General features: G+C 45.9%; 22 protein-coding genes and 1 riboswitch. Of the genes, 11 read left to right on the top strand and 11 right to left on the bottom strand.

Features of this window, described 5'->3' with window-relative positions; genetic code table 11:
- Window positions 1–210 precede the first annotated feature (210 nt).
- A complete protein-coding gene (locus R8O10_RS01635; protein WP_005383099.1) occupies window positions 211–2,790 on the top strand; it encodes a TRAP transporter permease in 2,580 nt (859 codons plus the stop codon).
- 45 nt (window positions 2,791–2,835) lie between these two features.
- Window positions 2,836–3,273, top strand: a complete 438-nt coding sequence (locus R8O10_RS01630; protein WP_005379654.1) for a universal stress protein — start codon at window positions 2,836–2,838, stop codon at window positions 3,271–3,273.
- 63 nt (window positions 3,274–3,336) lie between these two features.
- On the opposite strand, the gene R8O10_RS01625 is transcribed toward R8O10_RS01630, so the two are convergent.
- Window positions 3,337–4,413, bottom strand: a complete 1,077-nt coding sequence (locus tag R8O10_RS01625; RefSeq protein ID WP_047101924.1) for an alkene reductase — start codon at window positions 4,411–4,413, stop codon at window positions 3,337–3,339.
- 92 nt (window positions 4,414–4,505) lie between these two features.
- Here R8O10_RS01625 and R8O10_RS01620 point away from each other — a divergent pair, with 92 nt between their 5' ends.
- Window positions 4,506–5,453 carry a LysR family transcriptional regulator gene (locus R8O10_RS01620; RefSeq protein ID WP_005379650.1) on the top strand — a complete coding sequence of 316 codons (948 nt, stop codon included), beginning with the start codon at window positions 4,506–4,508 and terminating at the stop codon, window positions 5,451–5,453.
- 18 nt (window positions 5,454–5,471) lie between these two features.
- Here the strand turns inward: R8O10_RS01620 and thiQ are convergent, their stop codons facing one another.
- The 5 genes from thiQ to mpl all read right to left on the bottom strand — a co-directional run bounded on the left by thiQ (window position 5,472) and on the right by mpl (window position 11,045).
- Complete coding sequence (thiQ, locus tag R8O10_RS01615; protein WP_005379648.1) at window positions 5,472–6,176, bottom strand: thiamine ABC transporter ATP-binding protein; 705 nt, start codon at window positions 6,174–6,176, stop codon at window positions 5,472–5,474.
- A complete protein-coding gene (gene thiP / locus R8O10_RS01610) occupies window positions 6,176–7,762 on the bottom strand; it encodes a thiamine/thiamine pyrophosphate ABC transporter permease ThiP (RefSeq protein WP_017820277.1) in 1,587 nt (528 codons plus the stop codon). Before thiP ends, thiQ begins: the two co-directional genes overlap by 1 nt.
- Before the next feature lie 41 nt (window positions 7,763–7,803).
- Complete coding sequence (gene thiB / locus R8O10_RS01605) at window positions 7,804–8,796, bottom strand: thiamine ABC transporter substrate binding subunit (RefSeq protein ID WP_065274124.1); 993 nt, start codon at window positions 8,794–8,796, stop codon at window positions 7,804–7,806.
- Between the two features lie 72 nt (window positions 8,797–8,868).
- Window positions 8,869–9,005: riboswitch (TPP riboswitch) on the bottom strand.
- A gap of 37 nt (window positions 9,006–9,042) precedes the next feature.
- The gene (locus R8O10_RS01600) at window positions 9,043–9,681 is read right to left on the bottom strand and encodes a flavin prenyltransferase UbiX (RefSeq protein ID WP_033906022.1); all 639 of its coding nucleotides are present in this window, start codon (window positions 9,679–9,681) and stop codon (window positions 9,043–9,045) included.
- A 5-nt stretch (window positions 9,682–9,686) separates the two neighbouring features.
- Window positions 9,687–11,045, bottom strand: coding sequence for a UDP-N-acetylmuramate:L-alanyl-gamma-D-glutamyl-meso-diaminopimelate ligase (gene mpl / locus R8O10_RS01595; RefSeq protein WP_065274123.1), 1,359 nt, complete (start codon window positions 11,043–11,045; stop codon window positions 9,687–9,689).
- 312 nt (window positions 11,046–11,357) lie between these two features.
- Here mpl and fbp point away from each other — a divergent pair, with 312 nt between their 5' ends.
- A complete protein-coding gene (gene fbp / locus R8O10_RS01590; protein ID WP_005383114.1) occupies window positions 11,358–12,374 on the top strand; it encodes a class 1 fructose-bisphosphatase in 1,017 nt (338 codons plus the stop codon).
- 127 nt (window positions 12,375–12,501) lie between these two features.
- Window positions 12,502–13,032: an inorganic diphosphatase gene (gene ppa / locus R8O10_RS01585; protein ID WP_005379635.1), complete on the top strand. Its 531-nt coding sequence runs from the start codon at window positions 12,502–12,504 to the stop codon at window positions 13,030–13,032.
- 73 nt (window positions 13,033–13,105) lie between these two features.
- Here the strand turns inward: ppa and R8O10_RS01580 are convergent, their stop codons facing one another.
- The 4 genes from R8O10_RS01580 to R8O10_RS01565 are packed head-to-tail and all read right to left on the bottom strand — an operon-like array spanning window position 13,106 to window position 19,383.
- The gene (locus tag R8O10_RS01580) at window positions 13,106–13,468 is read right to left on the bottom strand and encodes a DUF2799 domain-containing protein (protein ID WP_025768360.1); all 363 of its coding nucleotides are present in this window, start codon (window positions 13,466–13,468) and stop codon (window positions 13,106–13,108) included.
- Between the two features lie 49 nt (window positions 13,469–13,517).
- Window positions 13,518–13,865, bottom strand: a complete 348-nt coding sequence (locus tag R8O10_RS01575; RefSeq protein WP_054576638.1) for a gamma-glutamylcyclotransferase — start codon at window positions 13,863–13,865, stop codon at window positions 13,518–13,520.
- Window positions 13,866–13,909: 44 nt separating this feature from the next.
- Complete coding sequence (locus R8O10_RS01570) at window positions 13,910–17,674, bottom strand: translocation/assembly module TamB domain-containing protein (RefSeq protein WP_065274121.1); 3,765 nt, start codon at window positions 17,672–17,674, stop codon at window positions 13,910–13,912.
- On the bottom strand, window positions 17,671–19,383 hold the full coding sequence (locus R8O10_RS01565; protein ID WP_065274120.1) for an autotransporter assembly complex protein TamA: 1,713 nt from the start codon (window positions 19,381–19,383) through the stop codon (window positions 17,671–17,673). Before R8O10_RS01565 ends, R8O10_RS01570 begins: the two co-directional genes overlap by 4 nt.
- A gap of 167 nt (window positions 19,384–19,550) precedes the next feature.
- On the opposite strand from R8O10_RS01565, the gene msrA reads away from it, so the two are divergent.
- Complete coding sequence (gene msrA / locus R8O10_RS01560; RefSeq protein ID WP_047101912.1) at window positions 19,551–20,189, top strand: peptide-methionine (S)-S-oxide reductase MsrA; 639 nt, start codon at window positions 19,551–19,553, stop codon at window positions 20,187–20,189.
- Between the two features lie 70 nt (window positions 20,190–20,259).
- Here the strand turns inward: msrA and R8O10_RS01555 are convergent, their stop codons facing one another.
- Window positions 20,260–20,460: a DUF1107 domain-containing protein gene (locus R8O10_RS01555; protein ID WP_005379612.1), complete on the bottom strand. Its 201-nt coding sequence runs from the start codon at window positions 20,458–20,460 to the stop codon at window positions 20,260–20,262.
- A 215-nt stretch (window positions 20,461–20,675) separates the two neighbouring features.
- Here R8O10_RS01555 and R8O10_RS01550 point away from each other — a divergent pair, with 215 nt between their 5' ends.
- The 5 genes from R8O10_RS01550 (at window position 20,676) to R8O10_RS01530 (ending at window position 24,577) form a co-directional block, all read left to right on the top strand.
- Complete coding sequence (locus tag R8O10_RS01550) at window positions 20,676–21,227, top strand: YtfJ family protein (protein WP_005383122.1); 552 nt, start codon at window positions 20,676–20,678, stop codon at window positions 21,225–21,227.
- Window positions 21,228–21,453: 226 nt separating this feature from the next.
- On the top strand, window positions 21,454–21,753 hold the full coding sequence (locus tag R8O10_RS01545) for a DUF2607 family protein (RefSeq protein WP_005379608.1): 300 nt from the start codon (window positions 21,454–21,456) through the stop codon (window positions 21,751–21,753).
- Between the two features lie 133 nt (window positions 21,754–21,886).
- Window positions 21,887–22,540, top strand: coding sequence for a zinc uptake protein ZrgA (zrgA, locus tag R8O10_RS01540; RefSeq protein WP_025768357.1), 654 nt, complete (start codon window positions 21,887–21,889; stop codon window positions 22,538–22,540).
- A 52-nt stretch (window positions 22,541–22,592) separates the two neighbouring features.
- A complete protein-coding gene (locus R8O10_RS01535) occupies window positions 22,593–23,321 on the top strand; it encodes an ABC transporter ATP-binding protein (RefSeq protein ID WP_005379603.1) in 729 nt (242 codons plus the stop codon).
- Window positions 23,318–24,577, top strand: a complete 1,260-nt coding sequence (locus R8O10_RS01530; RefSeq protein WP_047101909.1) for an ABC transporter permease — start codon at window positions 23,318–23,320, stop codon at window positions 24,575–24,577. The genes R8O10_RS01535 and R8O10_RS01530 overlap by 4 nt, the downstream gene beginning before the upstream one ends.
- Window positions 24,578–24,580: the final 3 nt, after the last annotated feature.

Here is a 24,580-nt window from a genome sequence, read left to right as displayed (position 1 = left end):
TGCTTCATTCGCCAGTTTTCTTCTGAAAACTGCGAGCTCATACCCAAGAAAACTTAAACGCCGCCTAACAGAGTATCCAACAATCAACACTTTGAGTTCAGGCAGCAAAATACTCGAAAGCAAACTTCGCTCCATTCACTACACTGATAGAGGCGAAGTGTGGTTCTCGATAAAAATCAGACAGGACCATCAATAATAAGGAAAAAGTACATGGCGACGAATCAAGCTCCGTCACAAGATGTGCAAGAAATGGTGGCTCAGGCAGACACAGGTGCACGTAGCCCTTCGGGAATGCAAGGACGAATCCTTTGGTTTGTTCCTCTGTGTTGGTCACTATTTCAATTATGGTACGCATCCCCGTTACCATTTATTTTCAATTTTGGCGTACTGAACGACACGGAAGCGCGATCTATCCACCTTACTTTCGCGATCTTTTTGGCTTTCACTGCTTATCCAGCGATGAAGAATTCTCCTCGCGATCATATCCCTCTTGTTGATTGGATACTCGCGTTGGCTGGCAGCTTTTCAGCAGCCTATATATACCTTTTTTATACCGAGCTAGCAGGACGCTCAGGCGCACCGACAACGGTTGATATCGTTGTTGCTGTTATCGGTATGATCCTCCTTTTAGAAGCAACACGCCGAGCTCTTGGTCCACCATTAATGGTCGTGGCTGCTGTTTTCCTTACTTACACCTTTGCAGGCCCTTACATGCCTGACGTTATCGCGCACAAAGGGGCAAGCTTGAACAAGGCCATGTCTCACTTGTGGCTAACAACAGAAGGCGTATTTGGGGTTGCGCTAGGTGTTTCTACCTCTTTTGTCTTCTTGTTTGTATTGTTTGGAGCAATGCTGGAACGCGCTGGTGCTGGTGCTTACTTCATTAAAGTTGCCTTCTCGTTGCTTGGCCATATGAAAGGTGGTCCAGCTAAAGCGGCCGTTGTTGCATCAGGTTTATCTGGTCTGGTTTCTGGTTCTTCAATCGCAAACGTAGTAACAACTGGCACCTTTACCATTCCACTGATGAAGCGTGTTGGCTTTCCCGGCACAAAAGCGGGTGCGGTAGAGGTAGCGGCTTCAACCAATGGTCAGTTAACACCGCCAATCATGGGTGCAGCCGCATTTTTGATGGTGGAATACGTCGGTATCTCCTACGTTGAGGTGATTAAAGCTGCCCTACTTCCAGCGCTAATCTCTTATATTGCTTTAATTTACATTGTTCACCTTGAAGCATGTAAAGCAGGCATGACGGGCCTTCCTCGTCGCCACAACCCAACACTAGTACAAAGTCTGCTGTCCTTTACTGGCACAATCTTAGGATTGTGTGTGATCAGCGCATTGGTTTACTACGGAGTGGGTTGGACAAAAGACGTCTTTGGTGATGCCGCGACACCAATTGTTACCGTCGCACTATTAATCGCGTACGTTGGGTTGGTGAAAGTCTCAGCAAATCACGTGCAAGATGGCGCAATTGAGATTGATGCAGAATTAACAGAAGTACCTGATCCTGGCCCAACCGTTAAGTCAGGCTTGCACTACCTACTCCCTATCGTCGTATTAGTTTGGTGTTTGACTGTCGAACGTTTCTCACCTGGCCTTTCGGCATTCTGGGCAACGGTATTCATGATTTTCATTTTGCTTACTCAACGTCCGTTGATTGCACTGCTGTCAAAGCAAGGTGACATGCTTCAGCAAACCAAAGATGGCTTTGTCGATCTTGCCGAGAGCTTAGTTTCTGGTGCGCGTAATATGATTGGTATCGGCGTTGCAACCGCGGCAGCGGGCACCGTTGTTGGTGTTGTTACACTAACGGGTATCGGCCTAGTGATGACCGACTTCGTCGAGTTTATCTCTGGTGGCAGTATCATTCTTATGCTGCTGTTTACCGCCATCATTAGCTTGGTTCTGGGGATGGGTCTGCCAACAACGGCGAACTACATCGTGGTCTCTACGCTAATGGCGCCGGTTATTGTTACGCTCGGCGCGGCGCATGGCTTGATTATTCCGTTGATAGCGGTGCACTTATTCGTTTTCTACTTTGGTATTTTGGCCGACGATACCCCACCTGTAGGTCTTGCAGCTTTTGCAGCAGCCGCAATTGCGAAATCAGATCCAATTCGTACCGGTATCCAAGGTTTTACTTACGATATTCGAACCGCTATTTTGCCGTTCATGTTTGTGTTCAATACCCAGCTATTGTTAATGGGGATCGACTCTTGGTGGCATTTGGCGCTCACGGTCATCTCATCGATCATTGCAATGCTGATATTCTCTGCGGCAACTCAAGGGTGGTGGTTCACGCGTAACAAGTGGTGGGAAACAGTCCTATTATTAGTACTGACGTTTTCGTTTTTCCGTCCAGGTTTTTGGTGGGACATGCTGTACCCAGCGAAAGTTCTTTCTCCTGGCGTTGAGGTAGCTCAAATCACGGAAACACTAAATGTAGGAGAATCATTGGAGTTACGTGTTGCCGGTGAAAACCTTGAGGGCGACTACATTGAGAAAACGGTTCGTCTTCCATTCGAAGACAGTGCGACAACAGCAGACGCACGTATTTCATCTATGGGTCTAATGCTGACCGAAAGTGACAACAAAATGATTGTCGATATGGTTGAATTTGGTAGTCCAGCAGAGTCCGCAGGTATCGACTTTGATTGGGAAATCAAGTGGGTTATCCAGGATGCAGACCGTCCGATGAAAGAGTGGGTGTTTGTACCATGCTTAATGATTTTGCTGGTGCTTGCAATGAACCAAAAACGTCGTGCTCGTAAGGAACAATTGAGCGCATAACCGATTTGGCCCCGAGGATAAAGGGGCCTTAATGAGAGACATTGAATGTACAAACAAATTCTTGTTCCGGTTGATCTAAATGACCAAGGCTTTTCAGACCGAGCGGTTGAACTAGCGGTTTGGCAGGCAAAGCAAGCAAATGCTCAAATCCATCTTCTGACGGTACTACCTGGTATTCACATGTCGATGGTTGCCACATACTTTCCGAAAGATGCTGCGGCCAAAATGAAGCAAGACGTGAAGCAGCAACTAAAAACTTTCGCTAATGAGCATATTGCTGAAGATGTGGTTTACCAAGTGCATGTTGCTGAAGGCAAGGCCTACGCGACCATTCTTGATTATGCAGAACGTTTAGGCGCAGATCTCATCATTATGCCAAGTCACAAGCGCTCTAAAATCAATAAAGTAATGCTTGGCTCTGTCGCGAGTAAGGTTGTGGAATATTCTCCAATCAATGTGATGGTCGTAAAACCGCAAGGCTAAGTAAATACAGAAACGAAAAAGGACGCTAACATTAGCGTCCTTTTTATATTAAACAAGTAAGGGTTATGCCATCACTGGGTAATCGGTATAACCTTCTGCTCCACCCAAATAAAAGTGTTCTGGTTTCGCCTCATTAAGAGGTGCATTTTTCTTAAATCGCTCAACTAAATCTGGGTTTGCGATAAAGGGAACGCCAAATGCGACCACATCAACTTTGTTTTCTGCAATTGCTGTTGCCGCTTCTTGTGCACTGTAGCCCACGTTCGCCATTAAGTGACCTTTATAGTTTTCGCGTGCTGGCTTGAGAACATCTGCTTTTTGTACGCCTTTCAGATCCGCACGCATCACGTGCCAATAAGCAAGATCGAAAGAATTAAGTTGCTCTGCTAAGTAACGCATCAAGCCAACTGGATCACTGTCTTTCATGTCATTAAATCCATTTAGCGGAGATGTGCGCAGACCGACTCTTCCGGGTCCCCACACCTCAACGACTTCTTTCACTATCTCAAGTAAAAATCGAGCACGATTTTCAACCGAGCCACCGTATTCATCGGTACGTAAATTTGAGCCGTCACGAAGGAAGTTATCAATAAGATAACCATTGGCGCCATGTATCTCGACCCCATCAAAGCCGGCTTTCTTGGCGTTTTCTGCACCTTGTTTAAACGCCGCAACAATGGAAGCTATCTCATCCACTTCGAGTGCTCGTGGTACCGTATATGCTTGCTTACCCGAAGGGGTATGGACTAATTCATCACGAATGGCCAATGCGCTCGCCGCTACAGGTGTTTTTCCTTCATTCAGATCAGGATGACAAGCTCGTCCCGCATGCCAAATTTGCAGTACAATCTTACCGCCTCTCTCATGAACCGCATCCGTTACCTTTTTCCAAGCTGCGATTTGCTCTTCGCTGTAAATGCCCGGCTCTGCCATGAAAGCAGACGTACCTTCCATCACCATGGTGCATTCAGCAATGATAAGTCCGGCACTCGCACGTTGAGCGTAGTATTCAACCATAAGGTCATTAGGAATATGGTCCGCACCAGCACGAGCTCGCGTTAAAGGCGCCATAATGGCACGGTTATCTAATGCTAATTGACCGAGTTCGATAGGAGAAAATAAGTCTACAGAGTTGGACATGGTGTTTACCTCAAATGACAATAACTTGATGGCTAAGGATGAGGTGCCAGACTATAATCAGATTAATATTGAAACAATATGGATAATTGAAAGTGATTGTTCGCAATTTAGAAACAATTGACTTTAGAACGCTTTCTATCTTTGTCACAAGCTGTCGACTACTGAGCTTAACCAAGTGCGCGCTGGAGTTAAACCTACCAAAATCTACTGTTAGTAAAGCCATAACCAAACTCGAACAACACTTTGAAGCCAAACTGCTAGAGCGCACAACCCGAAAGTTAGTGATCACCGAAGCTGGCCAAATGGTTTTAGAGCGTGCTGCAAGCTTAGTTGAGGAATTCCACTCAATTGGCCATGACGTACAGGAGATGGAACAACAGATCCAAGGCCGGCTGCGTATTTCCGCGCCACCAGCGTTGGATGCGTATATGGCGGAACACATCTTTTTGCCATTTTTAAAACAATGGCCAAAAGTACAAATTGCGTTAGAAGCATCGAACGATTTTGTTGATCTGTTTTCACACGGCTTTGATATGGCAATTCGAGTCGGTCAGATAGTTGATGATCGATTGATCGCAAAAAAATTAGGCTATACCACTCGAGTCCTGGCTGCTAGCCCTGAGTATTTAGCTGAGTTCGGCGTACCTGAAACGCCAGAAGATCTGACAAAACACAACTGTTTGAGGTATCAATATGTTTCAGAAATAGGGCCTTGGACGCTGATCTCACACGATAATACCGTCAATGTTTCAATAACCAGTAACTTCTCAAGTACAACTGTAGAAGCAATATTGAAAGGCGCACTTAAAGGACTAGGCATCGCTAACTTACCTGTGCAGAACATGACGCAAGAGCTAGAAAGTGGCACCTTAGTCAGAGTGTTACCGCAATGGCACACGGTACCAATGCCTATTTATTTAGTCTATCGTCCTGGAGCAAACCGCCCACGGCGTGTACAAGCAATGATTGACCATATCATGAGCTTAAGATCTCAATTTGAATTTGGCCCTCGGCATGGTTTGTGTTGCGGAGAAGCATAACCTAGCAACTATCAGGCACTAGCATGCTGCTCGGATAAATGCCGCAAGCTTCTCACTAGCATGCTGTTCACTCAATGCAGACATATCACCCGCGGCTTCCACTTTACCATCTGCCACAAACACAAAGTGGCTGGCAATCGCTTTGGCATCGCTTAAATGGTGCGTGACCATCAATACGGTTATTCCCCGCTCTGCTGCGAGTTTTTTTACCAAGCTCAGCATCTCTTCACGCAACACCGGATCAAGCGCCGAGAACGGCTCATCCAATAGCCACATGGGATGAGGCTGAACAAAACAACGCGCTAAGGCAACACGTTGACGCTGGCCACCAGAAAGATGCTCTGGCAAACGGTCGAGGTACTCTGCAACACCAACTTGCTGCGCGGCTTGTTCAATCTGACGATTTTGGTCCACCGTAAGCTTTAGCCCTGGGTGTAAGCCCAAACCGATGTTGTCACGCACCGATAAGTGAGCAAACAAATTGTGCTCTTGGAACAACATAGAGAACGGACGCAGATAAGGCTCTTTACGCACAATGGACTCACCATCAACACAAATATCACCACGGTCAGGATGGATGAATCCTGCCACCAACGCCAGCAAGGTTGACTTCCCTGCCCCACTTGGTCCCATCAGCGACACAATCTGTCCTTGCTCAATCGTTAAGTCAAAACGAAACAGTTCACGTTGGTAGGTGTACTGCACATCATCCAACACTAACATTACGCTCTCTCCTTCGTTTTCAATACTTTCTCAATCAAGGCAAAACAGCCCACACTCAACAACAATAAGGTCACCGATACCACCGCAGCCGCGTCCATCTGATAGCTGCCAAGCAGCTGGAATAAATACAGAGGTAAAGTGCGGAACTCTTGTCCGCCAAACAACGCAATAGCACTTAAATCGCCAATCGCAAACATAAAGCTGATCGCAAACGCATGTGCAAACGGCTTGCGTAGCGCCTGCCACTCCACCACTTTAAACCGTTGCCAGCCACGCATGCCTAAGCTGGCACATACATACTGATACTGTTGTTCAATGTGCAGCATTGGCTGCGCTAGCGTTTTGATCACGTAAGGCAAAGCCATCAAACCGTTCACCAAAATCACGACAAAAAATGCCAAGCTAAAAACATCGGTAAATGCGCGCAGTAGTAAGAATAAACCGGTGCTAATCACCAGACCTGGAGTCACCAAAATAACGGTGCCGATTAACTCTATCTGATCGGCTCGCGTGTTTTTGTACTGCAACCGCCAACGGCGACTGGTCAATAGTATGGACACCCCTGCAGCGACCGCAAGCGCGCTAGCGACACAGGCGACTTTGAGGGAGTTCAATAGCGCAGACCAAAAACGCTCATCGGTTAATACTGTCCAAACTTGTTGGTTGATGCCACTCAGTAACACCATCAATAACGGCGGTATTACCAGTAAAAAGGCACCTATGATCCAAAAGCTATCCCAAGCTTTTGACCACCCATGATCCTTCGTTAAATATTGCTGTACCGATGTGCTTCCAGCACTGATAGAAACAGGCCTTGTTAACTTCTGCACTCCAATAGCAAGCAGTCCACATAACAGCATCTGCCACAGCGCCAATAACGCCCCAGCTTGTAAATCAAAATCAAACTTAATCGCTTGGTAAATGGCCAATTCAATGGTGGTGGATTTTGGCCCGCCCCCCAACGCCATTACAGTGGCAAAACTGGTAAAGCACAACATAAACACCAACCCACAAACGTGGGGAAGCTGCTGCCTTAAACGCGGCCATTCTACCCAGCGAAACTTATCCCAATGGCTCATCCCAAGATGCGCGCAAAGCTTATGCTGCTCGGCAGGAATAGACTCCAAGGCTTGCAGAAGCAATCGTGCCGCGTAAGGTAAATTAAAGAACACATGGGCGAGTAAAATGCCGTTCAAACCGTAAATAGAGAATGGCAGTTTAGTGTCGAAACTTTGCAACCACTGCGCCAACAAACCACTGTTGCCATAAATCGCTAACAGCCCAAAAACACCAACCAAAACCGGCAAAACCAGTGTCGATGCAAACAGCTTAAGCAGTAATGATTTACCAATAAATTGGCGACGCGAAAGTGCGTGCGCTACTGGAATGGCAAAGCCAACACTGAGCAATGTGGAAAGAAACGCTTGGTAGAAACTGAACTTGGTGACATGTTGATAGTACGGGTCGCCCCATACCACAGACACATCAAGTGAAGGGGCTTGAACAATCAAAGCACCTAGGGCAGAAATAACAAAGGTCGCGATGATCATCGCGACCCCTAAACCTATTTTTGGAACAGAATTCAAAGGTAAAACCTATCTCATTCAGATGAGGATGGAAACGTCAGCTAAAACGTCAATGCGCTTTGCCATTCGCGAATCCAAGACTTACGCATTTTTGCCACTTCATCAGCACTAAAGCTCAACGACTTGCTTGGAACACTCAAAGTTTCAAAACCTTTAGGTAACTCAACGTCAGTGACTGGGTACATCCAGTTACCCGTTGGCATCGCCGATTGGAACTCATCACTTAAAATGAAACTCATAAATTGATCAGCAAGTTCTGAATTTTTTGCCCCTTTCACTTTGGCGGCTACTTCAACTTGCATGTAGTGGCCTTCAGCAAAATTCGCCGTAGCAAACTTCGAATCGTTTTCCGCAATTAAGTGGTACGCAGGTGAAGTGGTGTAAGAAAGCACTAAATCGGACTCACCATTGAGGAACATAGAATACGCCTCAGACCAACCTTTCGTGACCGTTACGGTTTTGCTCGCTAGCTTCTGCCACGCTTGCGTCACATCGTCGCCATAAATAGATTTCATCCATAGCATTAAGCCTTGGCCCGGCGTTGAAGTCCGCGGATCTTGGTAAATCACTTTCAGATCGTTGCGCGTTTCCACCAGCTCTTTCATGCTTTTCGGCGGATTAGCCAGTTTCTCTTTGTTGTACACAAACGCGAAGTAGCCGTAATCGTACGGTACAAACGTAGTGTCACTCCAACCGTTTGGTAACACTGTGTTAGCCGTATCCACATTGTGCTCGGCAAGCAGATCGGTTTTCTTCGCTTCTGCCATCAGATTGTTATCCAAACCTAATACGATGTCCGCTTTGCTATTACCGCCTTCAAGACGAAGACGATTCAGAATCGACACACCATCGTCCAACGCTACGAAGTTAACGTCACAGCCACATTTTGCTTCAAAAGCTTGCTCGATTTTAGGACCTGGCCCCCAATCTGCGGCAAAAGAGTCGTAGGTATAGATGGTTAATGTGTTTTCAGTGGCAAACGCTGAAGTAGAGGTGATTGCAGCTAGGGCAATCAGATTTAGAGTGGGTTTCACTGCTCGCTCTCCATGAGTATTTCAGAGAAATAAGTTGAGCGGCACAGGGTTTGAGGCGGCTATTAAGGACTTCCAATATCCAGACTCAATTCCTACGCCAGCATTATCTGGTTCAGGTAATACGGGTCCCTAGTTAAACACTTAGGTCTCAGCGCCCCAATGCATTGATTGACTCAATGCTAAATGGGTTTGCTCCCCGATGAGTTGGATGGATTGTAAAGGTATTTGAGTGGTTACACAATCAGCTCACGAGCGCTGGTCATAACCCCAACGAGGCACCAAACCTTGCTCAATACCTAAGTGGTCAAGAATTCTCGCCACCATAAAATCCACTAAGTCTTCAATACTCTTTGGCTGATGATAGAAGCCTGGAGCTGCTGGCATGATGGTGACGCCCATTTGCGACAGTTTGTGCATGTTCTCCAGATGTAGCGTTGAAAATGGTGTTTCGCGAACCACGAGCAACAGCTGCCCGCGCTCTTTCATTACCACATCAGCGGCCCGCTCGATCAAGTTATCTGACATACCATGCGCAATCGCTGCAACGCTTCCCGCAGAACATGGGCAAACCACCATTTGCTTTGGTGCAGCAGAACCAGACGCAACCGGTGAGAACCAGTCATCTTTACCGCAAACGGTGATGTTATCGGGATTGCAGTTCAGGTGCTCTACCAATGCTTGCTGCGCCGCTTCTGGGCCACTTGGTAGCTTAAGATTATGCTCGGTTGCCATCACAACACGAGCTGCCGAAGAAATCAGAACGTAGACATGATAATCCGCCGCAACCAAGCATTCTAAAAGACGAAGGCCGTAGGGAGCACCAGAAGCACCCGTTAATGCCAACGTGATGGCTTTTTTATGAGAGGGTTGTGTTTTGTTTTGCATATCAATCAGGCTTTTTGTTTTAACTGCTCAAGAAGTTTTCCGTGAATACCACCAAAGCCACCGTTACTCATGACTAGAATTTGGTCACCTGGTCGCGCACGCTCGACGATCTTGGCTACAAAGTTATCTATATCCGCATCGACAAACGCTGGCTGTGTGCATTGGTCGGCAATGTCTTGCACAGACCACTCGATATTATCTGGCTGGAACAAGAAGACTTCATCTGCACTGTGTAGTGACTCTGCAAGTGTGTTTTTGTGTACACCACGCTTCATGGTGGCAGACCGCGGCTCTAACACAGCAAGGATGCGTTTTTCACCTACCTTGTTACGCAAACCACCGACAGTAAGTTCAATTGCCGTTGGGTGATGCGCAAAATCATCGTAAACCGTCACACCTTGTTCTTCACCTTTCAGCTCTAAACGGCGCTTGGTATTGATGAAACGCCCTAATACCTGGCAAGCAAGATCCGGAGTGACTCCAACATGTCGTGCAGCAGCGATTGCCATCAGCGCATTATCCACATTGTGGTCACCCACCAAATTCCATTCGACGGTACCAACCTTCTCGCCTTGCAACGCAACGTCAAATTTTGAGCCATCAAGCACTAATTTGTGCGCTTGCCAGTCACCATCCTCACCTGAGAACTGTTTTTCAGTCCAGCAGCCACGCTCTAATACATCCGCTAACGCTTGATCCTGCCTCGGCGCTAAGATCAATCCATTGCCCGGTACAGTTCGCACTAAATGATGGAATTGGCGCTTGATCGCTTCTAGATCATCGAAGATATCAGCATGATCGAACTCAAGGTTATTCATGATTAAAGTGCGAGGATGGTAATGCACAAACTTAGAACGCTTATCGAAAAAAGCACTGTCATATTCGTCCGCTTCAACGACAAAAAACATGCTTTCACCCAAACGAGCAGACACTCCGAAGTTACCGAGTACCCCACCGACTAAGAAACCCGGTTGATAACCACAATCTTCAAGTATCCAAGCAAGCATGCTCGACGTAGTCGTTTTCCCATGTGTACCCGATACCGCCAATACCCACCGATCATGCAGCAAAAACTCGTTGAGCCACTGCGGGCCAGAGGTGTAACGCATGTTAGTGTTGAGCACATGCTCGACACACGGGTTGCCACGGCTCATGGCATTACCAATCACAACAAGGTCTGGTTGAGGGTCGAGTTGAGACGGGTCGAAGCCTTCAATAATTTCAATACCTTGAGACTCAAGCAACGTGCTCATCGGTGGGTAAACGTTGGCATCAGAACCAGTGACTTTATGCCCTAATTGGCGCGCTAAAATCGCAGCGCCGCCCATAAATGTGCCACAGATACCCAAGATATGAATGTGCATAAACTAAACCTTGTAATGCGTTCTTTAATGCTTTCATTATCGCGATTACCGCCTGAAAAGCGAGTGACTTTAGCCTTCTTCTTGCAGTCCCTTTCACAAATATGACAAGGTTGAACACAGACTGTACAACCTCTTGCTTACTGATGAATCCCTCAAACAAGTCTACAAATAAATTGAGATCTCAAACAGTTACTTCATTACCATTAAAAAGATCTGCGACTTAAACTTACATCCAGCGCAATCGTTTAACATCCATAAAGAGATGCTCACTTGCGCACTACCCCCAATGAAATGAAAATGTAAGGATTAACCATGTCAGGACTGCGCACCCTAGGCGAGTTCATTGTCGAAAAACAAGCGGATTTCCCCCACGCTAGCGGTGATCTATCATCCCTTTTAGCCTCCATTCGTTTAGCTGCAAAAATCGTTAACCGCGAAATCAACGCAGCGGGTCTTGGTGATATCACTGGTGCTGTAGGCACGGAAAATGTCCAAGGTGAAGATCAGCAAAAGCTCGATGTTTACGCGAACGATAAGTTCAAAGCCGCGCTTGAAGCTCGTGATCAAGTGTGTGGCGTTGCCAGTGAAGAAGAAGACGAAGCAGTTGCGTTCAATAAAGAACTCAACCAAAACGCCAAATATGTAGTATTGATGGACCCACTTGATGGTTCTTCTAACATCGATGTGAACGTCTCTGTTGGTACTATCTTCTCGATTTACCGTCGTGTTTCTCCAATCGGTACTCCACCAACTGAAGAAGACTTCCTACAACCTGGTCACAAACAAGTGGCTGCGGGCTACGTGATTTACGGCTCCTCCACCATGTTGGTATACACAACTGGTAACGGCGTAAACGGCTTTACTTACGACCCATCTATCGGCAGCTTCTGTCTTTCTCATGAAAACATGATGATTCCTGATGATGGTAAGATCTACTCCATCAACGAAGGTAATTACATTCGTTTCCCTCAAGGGGTGAAGAAGTACATCAAGTACTGCCAAGAAAACGTGCCAGAAGACGGTCGCCCATACACTTCTCGCTACATTGGCTCGCTGGTTGCTGATTTCCACCGCAACCTACTGAAAGGTGGTATCTACCTTTACCCAAGCACACAAAGCCACCCACAAGGCAAGCTACGCCTGCTTTACGAATGTAACCCTATGGCATTCCTCATTGAGCAAGCTGGCGGCATTGCATCGGACGGCGTGAATCGCATTATGGACATCAAGCCTACTGAGTTGCACCAGCGTGTACCTTTCTTTGTGGGTTCGAAGAACATGGTTCGCAAAGTTGAAGAGTTCCTTGAACTGCACCGCGACGAAGAATAATTTCAGACCTTTGTCCAACGCGGCAGGTGTTTACCTGCCGCGTTTTTGTCGCTAAAGTGAAACGCGAATTTATCATCAGATGAAGCCGCTTTTGTGTGACTCATCGTTAATGAAAAGGAATATTCTAATGAGCTTAAACCATGTACCAGCAGGCAAGTCGCTGCCTGAAGATATCTATGTCGTGATCGAAATTCCTGCAAATGCAGATCCAATCAAGTACGAAGTAGATAAAGACTCTGGTGCTGTATTTGTCGACCGTTTCATGTCTGCACCAATGTTCTACCCATGCAACTATGGCTATGTGAACAATACCCTGTCTCTTGATGGCGACCCAGTCGACGTATTGGTACCAACACCATACCCACTCATGCCAGGTTCAGTCATTCGCTGCCGTCCTGTTGGCGTTTTGAAGATGACAGATGAATCGGGTGAAGATGCAAAAGTGTTTGCGGTTCCCCACTCAAAAATCTCGAAAGAGTACGAGCACATCCAAGATGTGGACGATATCCCAGAACTACTGAAAGCGCAGATCACGCAATTCTTTGAGCGTTACAAAGAGCTTGAAGCAGGCAAATGGGTGAAAGTGGATGGTTGGGCAGATGTTGCTGCCGCTAAAGCTGAGATCCTAGAATCTTACGAGCGCGCTCAGAAAAAATAAACATCACTGCTGATACAAAATTAAAAAGAGCTGCTCTAGGGCAGCTCTTTTGCTTTCATCTTACCTGTGTCAACTAGATAGGTGCGCCTGCTGAAGACATTCGTCCAGCGTCGTAGTCATGTTGAAAGAAGGGGTCAACATCATCACAAATGCCAAAATACGGACGCCCGATAACACCGAGCATATAAGCACTTTGCTCACAATACTCTTGTTTGCCTTGCTGGTAACCCGCTTGATAAGCCATTATCAGTTCTGGCGTCGCATGGTTAACATCATCCAGCTTCGCAATTCGCTCCTCAGATAACTCCCGTAATCCATCTAAAGCTGACTGCTTACCAAACACTTGCCAATCGGTCACATTATTCGAAGTCGGTAGTGTTGTTTGTGCGCATGCAGCAAGAAGCAACGCCATTACTCCAATTACAAATGTTTTCATCGTGACTCCTTAGTGTTTAGCTCGTTGCTATTGATAATGTCAGTATAGCTCACACCTTTTGACACCAATCGCCGGAAGCGATTTCTTCGGTTAATTGCTCAGTATCTTGATATAAGTAGATCCAAGCTTGGCCAAAAGGCGTAACGATGCTCTCTCGGCGATATTCCACTGGCACATCTTCCAACTTATCTAGCTCGGATAAGGTTTCATCATCAATCAGATACACTTCACCTTGAATCGAGCGTTGCCCATCAGACAACGCTGGATAAGGGCCTAAGTCATACATTGCAAATTGAGCATCCGTTTCATGTAAACCAAGAAACTGCGCCGAGCGCAAATACTGATGGTTGTACTCTCCCTTGCGTAACGTGCCGTAGACAAAAATCAAATGCTGCATAACCACTCCTTAGTCATGACTGTGTATGCTTAGGTTAAAGCACTTTAATCGAACTCAAACTGATAGAGTAGGTCAACGGCGCTATCTACACCAGATACCGCTTCTAAATACAAGTCTTGCATCAATCGGTAACGCACAGTGAACTCACCTAGGGAGTTAAAGATGCCGACACCATATTTCACCTGCAAACCTGGCAGAATATAACCACTCACCGTCACTTGCGAATCATCGCCCGAACCAGCAGTGTCCAGCTGTAAATCCTGTACGCCAAAGGCTTCACCGATTTCACCAACCACACGACCACTCTTCGCCAAGCTTAAACCAATTAAGGTAGTCGTCATTGCATTACCACCGGCTTCACCATCAATATCTTGACCACGAAGTAGATAAGAAAGTGCATTGGCTTGGTTCATCGCGGGCTCTGAGAAAATTTCTATACTCGGATCAGATGCTGGGCCCGACACTTGTACCCCCGCAATGACATCATCTTGGGTATTGTCTGGATTACGAATCGCTTTGATAGACAAGTAAGGTTGATCTGGTGGACCATTCATCAGAATCTTACCTTCTTTAATCAATAAGTCCTGACCAAACGAACGATAAGAACCATCGACAACATTCACTTCACCAACGATGAACGGACCTTTGTCTTTTTGTGTCACGTTTAGGCTCCCTTTCAACCCACCTTTTAAGCCAAAAGCGGCAAGTTGGAAGTCATCACCAATTTTAATGTTGATGTTCGTTTCCACATCAAACGGCATCGCAGCCACATCGTCCACTGGCTGCAAGTTTTTATCGAGAATAACGGTATCACTCGATACGCCTACTGCACTTGGTGGAAGCTCTTCGACGACAATTCTTCCCCATGGCAAATTAATATCACCCTCAATTTTCGCAAGCTGAGGGGTCACATCTATTGTCATGTCAGGCTCAACTTTGATTTTTACCATTGGAGGCACATCAACATTGAGCTCTTTAGCAAATACACGCGCTTTAGTGCGCCAGTTCTGTAAGTCCTGCCAGTCGGCATCACCGGTAACGTTCAACTCACCATCCGGGGTTAGAATTCCGGCATCCAAGTCCGCTTGATGGCCTTTAAAGTTGATGACGACCTGCCCTGAGTTTATATCTATCGGTGTGACTTCACCCTGTAGCTTCATTTGGTCAATCAAGAACTGACCATTCACCTTCGGATGCATGACGTCACCTGATATCGCTAGGTCAGTATTCATGTTTGCTTTAAACAAGCTGTACTCACCAATCAACGGTGCCAAGAAATCCAAGTGGAACGTAGAGAGTGAAACCTTACCATCAATAGTGGGCTTTTCAGACGAGACATTCAGTAAAGAAACCTTACCAGACAAGTCACCGTTATCTTTCACATCAAATAGCCACTCGGCATCAAGCTTGTCTTTCGCTAATGCTGCTTTAAAGTTGAAGCTTTCCCAACCGACTTTAATTGGCTGTTCAAGCGCTTGTTCAACTTGGCCTTTTGGCATATTGACACTTAAGGTTACTTCAGGCTTTTTCTCTGGTGCCCATTTAGCAAAAGCCTGTGCATTAACCGAGCCTTGCAGCTTGGTTTCTGACGGCAGGAATTGTTTGATTTGGTCAAAATCAAAATCATTGATGGCTAACTTCGCCTGGCCACTCTTACCGACACTAATGTCTTCGGTTAGACATACGCTCGACTCCGCTTGCAACCAACAATGCGCTTGAACGTTCGCGATCTGTTTGTCGATATTGACCTTCACCGCGGTCGATTTTTGCAACGCCCACGGGCCTTGTTGCGAGCTCAGCGTCAAGCGGCGCAGCGCCCCATCCCAAATCATTTCTGGTTTCTGCTGGAATGTCCCTTCAATTTCTAAACTGGTCGACACTAGGTCAGACACTACATCGAGCGTAAGTTGATGCAGTTTTTCATCCCCAGAGACTTCAAGGTCAGCACTATCAACTTTTATGTCGTCATAGGTAATGTTGTTCGCAATAAGGCTTATGTTCGCTTTTGGTGCTGGCAGAGGCTTCACATCACCCTTTAAAGTGATCGTTTCTACGTTCGCCTGTTGCTGCCAGTTTATCTGATTTAAAGCGAGAGCAAGATTGATGTCTGGTTCTTTCAAGCTACCACGTAGTGCGACTTTACCTTGCATTTTACCTGCAAGATCCGGAACACTTTTCGCAAAATCAGGGAAGTTAACCTCAACATCCATCAGAATTTGCTTATCGATCTTACCCTTTGCACTCAGTTGGTTTGGACCATGAGAAAGCGCTAGACCCTGAGTGGTAAGTTGGATGTCTTCGCCTTTGCCGTTTTTATCAGACGCTTCAAGTTGCCCTTCAACATTCAGCGGATACCCTCGCAAAATGCCGTCAATGTCTAACTTAGGCAAACTGACTTGCCAACCGCCTTGTTCTGTTAACGACCCCGAAGTCGAAAGGTTACCGCTGATATCCCCTTCAGCTTCTTTCCATTGTAAACCTGGTTGAATGTTTTTCAGGTTCAAGTCAGCTTGCCAGTTGATTGGCGCGGCCCAATTGGCCATGACTTTCCCAGAGAGTTCGCCCCCTAAGGTTTTCACTACAAGGCTTTCGAGGTCAATTTGCTCTAGCGTACCTTTGCCGTTTAGTGCGACATCAACGGCGGGAATATCTTTGCCCGAAGCTTTGGTTTCTAATGCGACTTCGTAGCCATCAAGTGAGCCTTTTGCCGCCAAGCTTGGTACAGAAACCTGGTAATCGCTTTGTCCAAATAGCGGCCATTGCGCCTGTACATTTTTAATCGCGACATCAAACGGCAACTGTGTTTTAAGCGGTTGAATATCACCTTTGATCTCCGCTTGTACAAGCTCAGAAAGCGTAGCATTTAGTGACAAATCACCAACCGAACCCGAGACCGAAAGCGACAGTTTTTGTCCCTTCGCATCCGCTTGCTTCACTAACGCGTCCAATTGCGCTTTGATAGGGTAATCAGAAGAAAGCGTCACTTGTGTGCTCAACTTGCCTTCCACTTCTGGCATGTCGAGCTCTAACGTTTTGACATCAACACGTTCACCGCCTGCTCTTGCAACCAAACCAAGATGATTGACGATCACTGGCGTTTCACCCGCCAGTTTGAAATTGTGAATATCAAGACGACGCGCTTCAACCGTCAGTGGAATCCATACTTCGGGTAACACAATATCTTGCGGCGTAACGTCAGTTTCTTTCGGCTCCTCGGCAGCCGCTTCAGGTTCAGCCTCACTTGGTGCTAAAGCCACATTAATGTCTTTCAACGCGGTAGGTGCAATCACCAAACGATCACCCTGCATCGACAAAGCGGTCGAGAATGTTTGCCAATTAATTTGATTGCCCAGCACATTGACATTGATGTCATTAAAGCTGACTTTATTAACAAAAATTGGCACTGGCGTACTGATAGAACGCAGTGGTGGTGTTTCCTCTTGCTCCTCGGTTGCTGGCGGTAGCTCAGGCATCTTAAAGTCAAGCCCCTGCAGTCTTAACTCATCGACACAGACCTTAGGGTCAAAGAAACAGCGGAAGTTCACTGCCAAAGCTAAACGCTCAACTTTGGCGTCGATATTCAAAGACTCATCGACAAAACTGACGTTATGCAGTTCGAAGCGAGGAAACAATGAACCCTGCACTTTTTCAATCTGCAATTGTGGTAATGCTTTTTCAGCTCCCCACAAGGCAAATTTGAGGCCTGGGTGGGTAAACAAAACTGTCGCGACAATAATGATGAGCAACAGCAATAGACCAATCAAACTGAGCGACAGCCATTTGGTCCACTTAAACATCATTTTGATCATAGCTCAGGCCCCAATGAGAAGTGGATACGAAACTCTCGTTCTGGTTTTGCATCCAACCCCCATGCAAAATCAAAACTAACAGGGCCCACCGGAGACGCCCAGCGGATACCAACACCAGCACCTGATTTCCAATCTGGTGTTTCATTAAACGCATCACCAATATCGTAAAACGTTGCAGCCCACCAGTTTCCATAAACACGATATTGGTATTCTAATGTACTGCTAACAATGTATTTACCACCCGTCAAAGCACCACTCTCATCCACAGGTGAAATAGATTCATAGCCGTAACCACGAATATTATTGTCACCACCTGCGAAGAAACGCAGCGACGGTGATAGCTTTTCAAGTTCATCGGTAATATTCGCACCACCTTCTAAGCGGAACAAACCACGATGATTCTCTCCAATACCACGAATCCAAGAAGTCGAGCCAATTAAGCGGAGCACTCTAGTTTCAGAAAGCATAGCGGTATCACCATACTCAATAGTGATGCTTTGCTTGTCTCCCCACATTGGCATATTGCCCCCTCGAACCCTAGTCCGAGAAAATGTCGCACCTGGAAGTACGAAGTTGAATTCATCATCTTGTAAACCTTGCGTAAAGCTCTCGTACAAATGACGAACATAAACGGTATTATGCCAACCACCGTCTGCTAACCAATGACGCTCCACTGCAAGGTTAGACTCGATACTCTGCGTGTCACGGTTGTCTAGATTTTTAAGCCCATATTGAACTTGATAATAATCGTTAGCGACATCTTCTAAAGGAATTTTGTAAGAAGCAGTCACGGTTTGCTCTGGCTTAGATAGGGATAAAGCAGTGTTGAAACTGTGTCCTCGGGAGCTCACCCAAGGTTTCTTCCACTTCAACGTTCCTCGAACGCCGACATCCGTTGAGTAACCGATACCCGTCTCAATCTGATTCTTGGAAGCAGGAGATAAAGACACTTTAATTGGCAAGTCTCGGCCATCATCAAGCCTATCCAATTCAGGCTCAACAAAAACTGAGGAAAACCACTCCGTATTTGATAGCTTCTGGTTAAACTCGCCCAGCTTCGAAACGTTGTATGGGTCCCCTTCTTTAAAAGGTTGTAGTGATGCGACACGGTCTTCCCAGATGTGGTTGCCAATAAAAGAAACGTCGCCAAAATTGAAACGTATTCCACTGCTGTAGTGCAAACGGACATTAGCTTCGTTCAGATCAGGGATAACCTCTAATCGACTTAGCGTAAACTCACCATTGAAGTAACCACGCTGAAGCGCCAAGTTACGAATGCCTGACTTAAGGCTGTCGTATTGGCCTTGATTCAAAACTTGGCCAACTTTGAGCGGAGAGCTCTCAATAAGTTTTGCAAACTCTTCATCGTCCTTGGCCTCTCCAGTGATGACCACATCCATGACTTTCACTTTCACTGGCAAGCCCGGCTTGATGAGCACAATTAACTCATCATTCGCTTCAGGAATAGAGTATGAAATTTTTGCATGATAATACCCAAGCGCGTTAAGCGCTTCAGTGATACTTTGATCTAATCTCGCTTGAAAACGCAGAGAAGTGGAGTAATCCTTCTCTGGAATAGATGATAGATACGCACTGACATTCTCTTCTAAAGCGCCATCAATGCCTTTCAAAGTCAAAGAAACATCGGCATAGGCACCATGAGAAAAGGCAAACAGGCCAACAATGGTGGGGAGAGCTTTTTTTATCATGCTTTTATGGCTGAATGAGGTTAAGTAAACGTAAATAATGATAACGCCAATTAGATTCTAAGTCTGTAATATTAATAGGTTTAACGCGGTCTATGTCATCACAGCATCAGATACAGACGAAATGAAAAAGTTCGCAAATTTAAGACACGTATTGAAGGACAAATACCATGCTCAACAAACAAACATTGATCAGTATAGAAGATGCCTTGCCAGGTAGAGATCAACCAATGCAGGTTGACGATCATCATTTTGTAAATAAATCTAACCTAAAGGCGCCTCTTGCGTCACACCAACAGCAGATTTTGCTCGGAATGGGCTGTTTTTGGGGCGCTGAGCGCGTATTTTGGCAACTCGACGGCGTTGTATCCACTTCGGTCGGTTACGCTGGGGGATATACACCCAATCCCACCTATGAAGAGGTCTGTACAGGTAAAACGGGTCATACAGAAGTCGTACGAGTCGTTTTCGATGAACGCGTCATCTCATTAGAAAAGCTACTGGCTGTTTTTTGGGAAAAACACGACCCAACTCAGGGAATGCGTCAAGGTAACGACTTAGGTACTCAATATCGTTCTGCAATTTACACTTATTCGACGGAGCAACTCGAGAGCGCAGAGAAATCGAAACTCTTGTATCAACAAGCACTGCAAGAAGAGCAACGCGCGAACATCACCACCGAAATACAACCAGCAGGTCCGTATTACTTTGCGGAAACCTACCACCAGCAATATTTGGCGAAAAACCCTGATGGTTACTGTGGCATCGGAGGAACGGGAGTTTGCTTCCCACCAAGCCTCCAAGGATAAACCTAACCAGCATCAAAAAGAGCGACCGATATGGTCGCTCTTTTCTAAATCTAAGTGGGTACCAAGCTAACTAAGCCGATAATGATGCTATCACTTGGTTGACTTCTTTAAAGATGGTGAGCCTTTTATGATCGTTGACGTCAGGTAGTAACACTTTGCCATTGTCGAACTGAAAACAACCAACCCCGACAATAAAAAACTGACCTTTGAACAACGTTTTAACAAAACGGGCCACTTGTAATGGTCGATATACAGCAAACTCACGTAGCATAACTCACCTCAATTCCTTTGAGAAAACACGGATTGCTTATTTTTCCTCTGCAATCTTAATGCGCAATTTGCGACGGAACTCATTTTAGCAAATTCTAAATATAACGCAAGATTACACCACTCCATACGTTAAATAAATGTTATAAACGGTCCTACAAATTTCTAAGATCTGGATATATACTGGAAGCTTCCAAACCTCGTACGGAATATAACAATATGAAAACTAAGACTCTCCTACCTCTACTACTGGCCTTAACGCCAAGCTTGACCTTTGCACACAACTTATCAGTAGGAAAAAGCGTTCCTCCTGTCAATGTTGCCGCTTACGGCGAGATTGTTTTACAAGGCGAAGGCGTTGCATACCAACCCTGGGCAACTCAACATATGCAAGGCAAAGTTCGTGTTATTCAAGCCATCGCAGGCCGTAGCAGTTCAAAAGAGATGAATGCCCCTTTAATGTCGGCAATAACAGCGGCAAATTTTCCACAAGAAAGCTACCAGACGACGACTATCATCAACCAAGATGATGCAATTTGGGGGACAGGCTCTTTCGTGAAGTCTTCAGCTCAAGACAGCAAAAAAGAGTTTCCTTGGTCATCCATGGTTCTTGATGAAAATGGCGTAGTTGCCAATACTTGGGACCTGAAAGAAGAAAGCTCGGCCATTATTGTTCAAGACAAAACGGGCAAAGTTCTGTTTGTCAAAGAGGGCGCACTTGAGCAAGATGAGATAACAAAAGTCATTGAGCTTATTAAACAGAACATCTAGCTTCATTGAATGGCTCCTTGTTCTTGTTGTAAGGAGCTATATGAATTTGATTAGAAGCATGGGCAGTGACAACTCTGCTCTTTATAAGTGCGACACTTCCACAGAGAGTATTACCAATATTTTTCGGCACGTATGTGTGGAGTTAAATTTTTCTGCTAGCCAACAAAAGAGTGAACTTTTATTCATTATGGGTGTTATATTATAACAGTCGGTAAGAGGAGCTCAGATGTACCACCACCAGCAAAAAACACTAAGATATTGGTATCGCACTGCTTTATTTTTCAGTGTTGCGTTGCTGATCGCTTGGAACTTTGCGGTTGTACTCCATCAAGTCGATCTGACGCCCGACCATCATACCCATCATCATTGCCAATTATTTTCTGGTGTTCAGCACGGTATAGCAAAGGTACAACCTACCCTCTCTACACCGACTTTTACGCGCGCCCAGCATCATCATGTTTTTTTGCATCTCGTGTACGGCGAAGAAGTTCTTGGCGCTGCTCGTGCCCCTCCTTATTTTGCTTAATTTCCAAACTATTCCACACTCAAAATTATTGAGTTCATTTCCGCACCTAGTGTGTCAGGAACAATAACTTAGTGAAACTCGAATCTGAGCAATACCGCCTTTGGTTAATGCCAGTAAAATTAGGAAAAATACAATGTCATCAAAACACGTTTTAGCCCTTGCTATTGGCCTCACTTTATCGACAGCAGCGAATGCAAACGAATACCGCCAGCATGGTGCTCATGTGCATGGTCACGTCGAGTTTAATATCGCCCAAGATGGCAAAGATCTGTTAGTAGAGATCACAGCTCCTGGAGCTGATGTTGTGGGTTTCGAACATGCTCCAGAAAACGCACAACAAGAGCAAGCGCTTAAACAAGCCGTCGCTACACTCGAAGACAGCAACGCATTGTTCGCTATTAACTCACAAGCTGATTGTAATGTTGAAGAAGCTTACGTGAGCCACAACCTAAGCGAAACTCATGAGGAACATGATCATAGTGAGCACGACCATGATGACCATGCACATCACGATCATGAAGGACACGAACACCATGATCATAATGAACATCATGATAAACATGACCACCATGACGATCATGATGAGGCGCACGATCATGGCGGTCACGGTGAGTTTTCGGTGCAATATCGCTTCAATTGCGAACAAGTTAATCAGCTTAGCCAAATCCAAACCGATTGGTTTAACCAATTCCCAACTACAGAGTCCATCAGCGTCAATATATTCACTGATACCATGCAATCAGCAATTAAATTAAGCAAAGATAACACCCAAATCGTAATCAAATAACACGAGTGGCGTGTGAGTACCCACTTACACGCCACAGCTTTGGTGATTTAATATGACTGAAACCACACCAAATGTTGTCGAGCTAGAGGATGCCCAATTTTTCTGGCCCGGTTCAACCAACCCAACCATCCACATCCCCAAATTACACATTACACAAGGCGAGCATGTGTTTATCAAAGGTCCAAGTGGCTGCGGTAAATCGACCTTGCTCGCTTTGTTGACGGGGATTAACACATTAACTTCAGGCTCTCTATCTGTACTCGATACTGACCTTGCTAGTTTAAGTGCCAGTCAGAGAGACCGCTTTCGCGCCAATCATATTGGCTACATCTTTCAACAGTTCAATTTATTGCCGTACCTTAACGTACTTGAAAACGTATTATTGCCATGTCAGTTCAGTAAAATACGACGTGACCGTGCCCATTTAGGTGCCTCATCTCAAACATTAAATGAACAGGCTCAGGCCCTACTAGAACGACTGCACTTGCCAAACGAGCTTCATACACGCCCTGTCTCTGAATTGAGTATTGGTCAACAACAACGTGTGGCTGCGGCTCGAGCTCTGATAGGACATCCAGAGTTAGTGATCGCTGACGAACCAACCTCAGCTTTAGACTATGACAATCGTAAAGCATTTATTGAGCTCCTTATGGAGCAAGCGAATCAAGCCAATGCCACACTGGTATTCGTTAGCCACGACCCAACACTCGAACCCTTATTCGATCGCACGCTCAATCTACCCGACATTAATCAAGTATCTAGCCTAGGAGCCATATCATGAGTGCTGTTGTAAAGCTCGCCTGGAAAAGCTTGATGAACCGCAAAGCGACGGCAATTCTAACCATCATGACCGTTGCGATTTCAGTGGTACTCCTCTTGGGCGTCGAGCGTATCCGAACTCAAGCGAAGGATAGCTTCGCCAATACAATTTCAGGCACTGACCTCATTATTGGTGGACGCTCTGGGCAAGTGAACCTATTGCTCTATTCTGTGTTTCGTATTGGTAATGCGACCAACAACATCGATTGGAAAAGCTACCAAGAGTTTGCCAATCATCGTTCAGTCGATTGGGCTATTCCAATCTCGCTTGGCGACTCGCATAAAGGCTTCCGAGTTATGGGAACCAATCACAGTTACTTTGAGCATTACAAGTTTGGAAGTAAGCAACCACTAACATTTAGCAAGGGCAGAGAATTCAATGGTTTATTTGAAACCGTGCTAGGTTCTGATGTCGCTAAACAACTTGGTTATGATATCGGTAGCGAAATCATCATTGCCCACGGCATTAGCGACGTTGGCTTTAGCCGTCATGACAATCTGCCATTTAAAGTTGTCGGTATCCTTGCACCTACAGGAACACCAGTCGACAAAACTGTCCATGTATCATTGGAAGCCATCGAAGCCATTCACGTCGGATGGGAAAGTGGTGCGCGTTTGGGCCCGACACCCAAGGCACAAGATCTCAAAAACAGAGACTTTCAGCCCAAACAAATTACCGCTATGCTCGTTGGTTTGAAATCTCGTATTCAAACTTTCGCCCTGCAAAGACAAATTAACACCTACCCCAAAGAGCCGCTCAGCGCCATTATGCCCGGCGTTGCGTTGCATGAGTTATGGGGAATGATGTCGGTTGCAGAGCAAGCCCTAATGGCAGTATCTGGTTTTGTCGTGATCGCAGGGTTGTTAGGTATGTTAAGCAGTCTATTAACTAGCCTACAGGAACGCCGCCGTGAAATGGCGATTTTGCGAGCCATGGGAGCAAGGCCTCGTCATGTTTTCTCACTATTAATTAGTGAAGCCAGCTTGCTCACTGCTGCTGGTATTATTACTGGCGTTACTGGGCTGTATGCCATTCTTACTATCGCGCAGCCGATCATCCAACAGCACTATGGAATACATCTCACCTTAAGCATCTTATCTACTTATGAGTGGATGCTATTAGGTTTCGTACAATGCGCTGGTATTGTGATTGGTTTCATTCCCGCACTCCGCGCCTACCGACAGTCACTGAGTGACGGAATGACAATAAGGATTTAATAA

The organism is Vibrio sp. 1727 (assembly GCF_033344415.1).
Classification (GTDB): domain Bacteria; phylum Pseudomonadota; class Gammaproteobacteria; order Enterobacterales; family Vibrionaceae; genus Vibrio; species Vibrio alginolyticus.
Note: the sequence above shows the minus strand (reverse complement) of the source record. Positions and strands in the feature narration are given on the sequence as shown.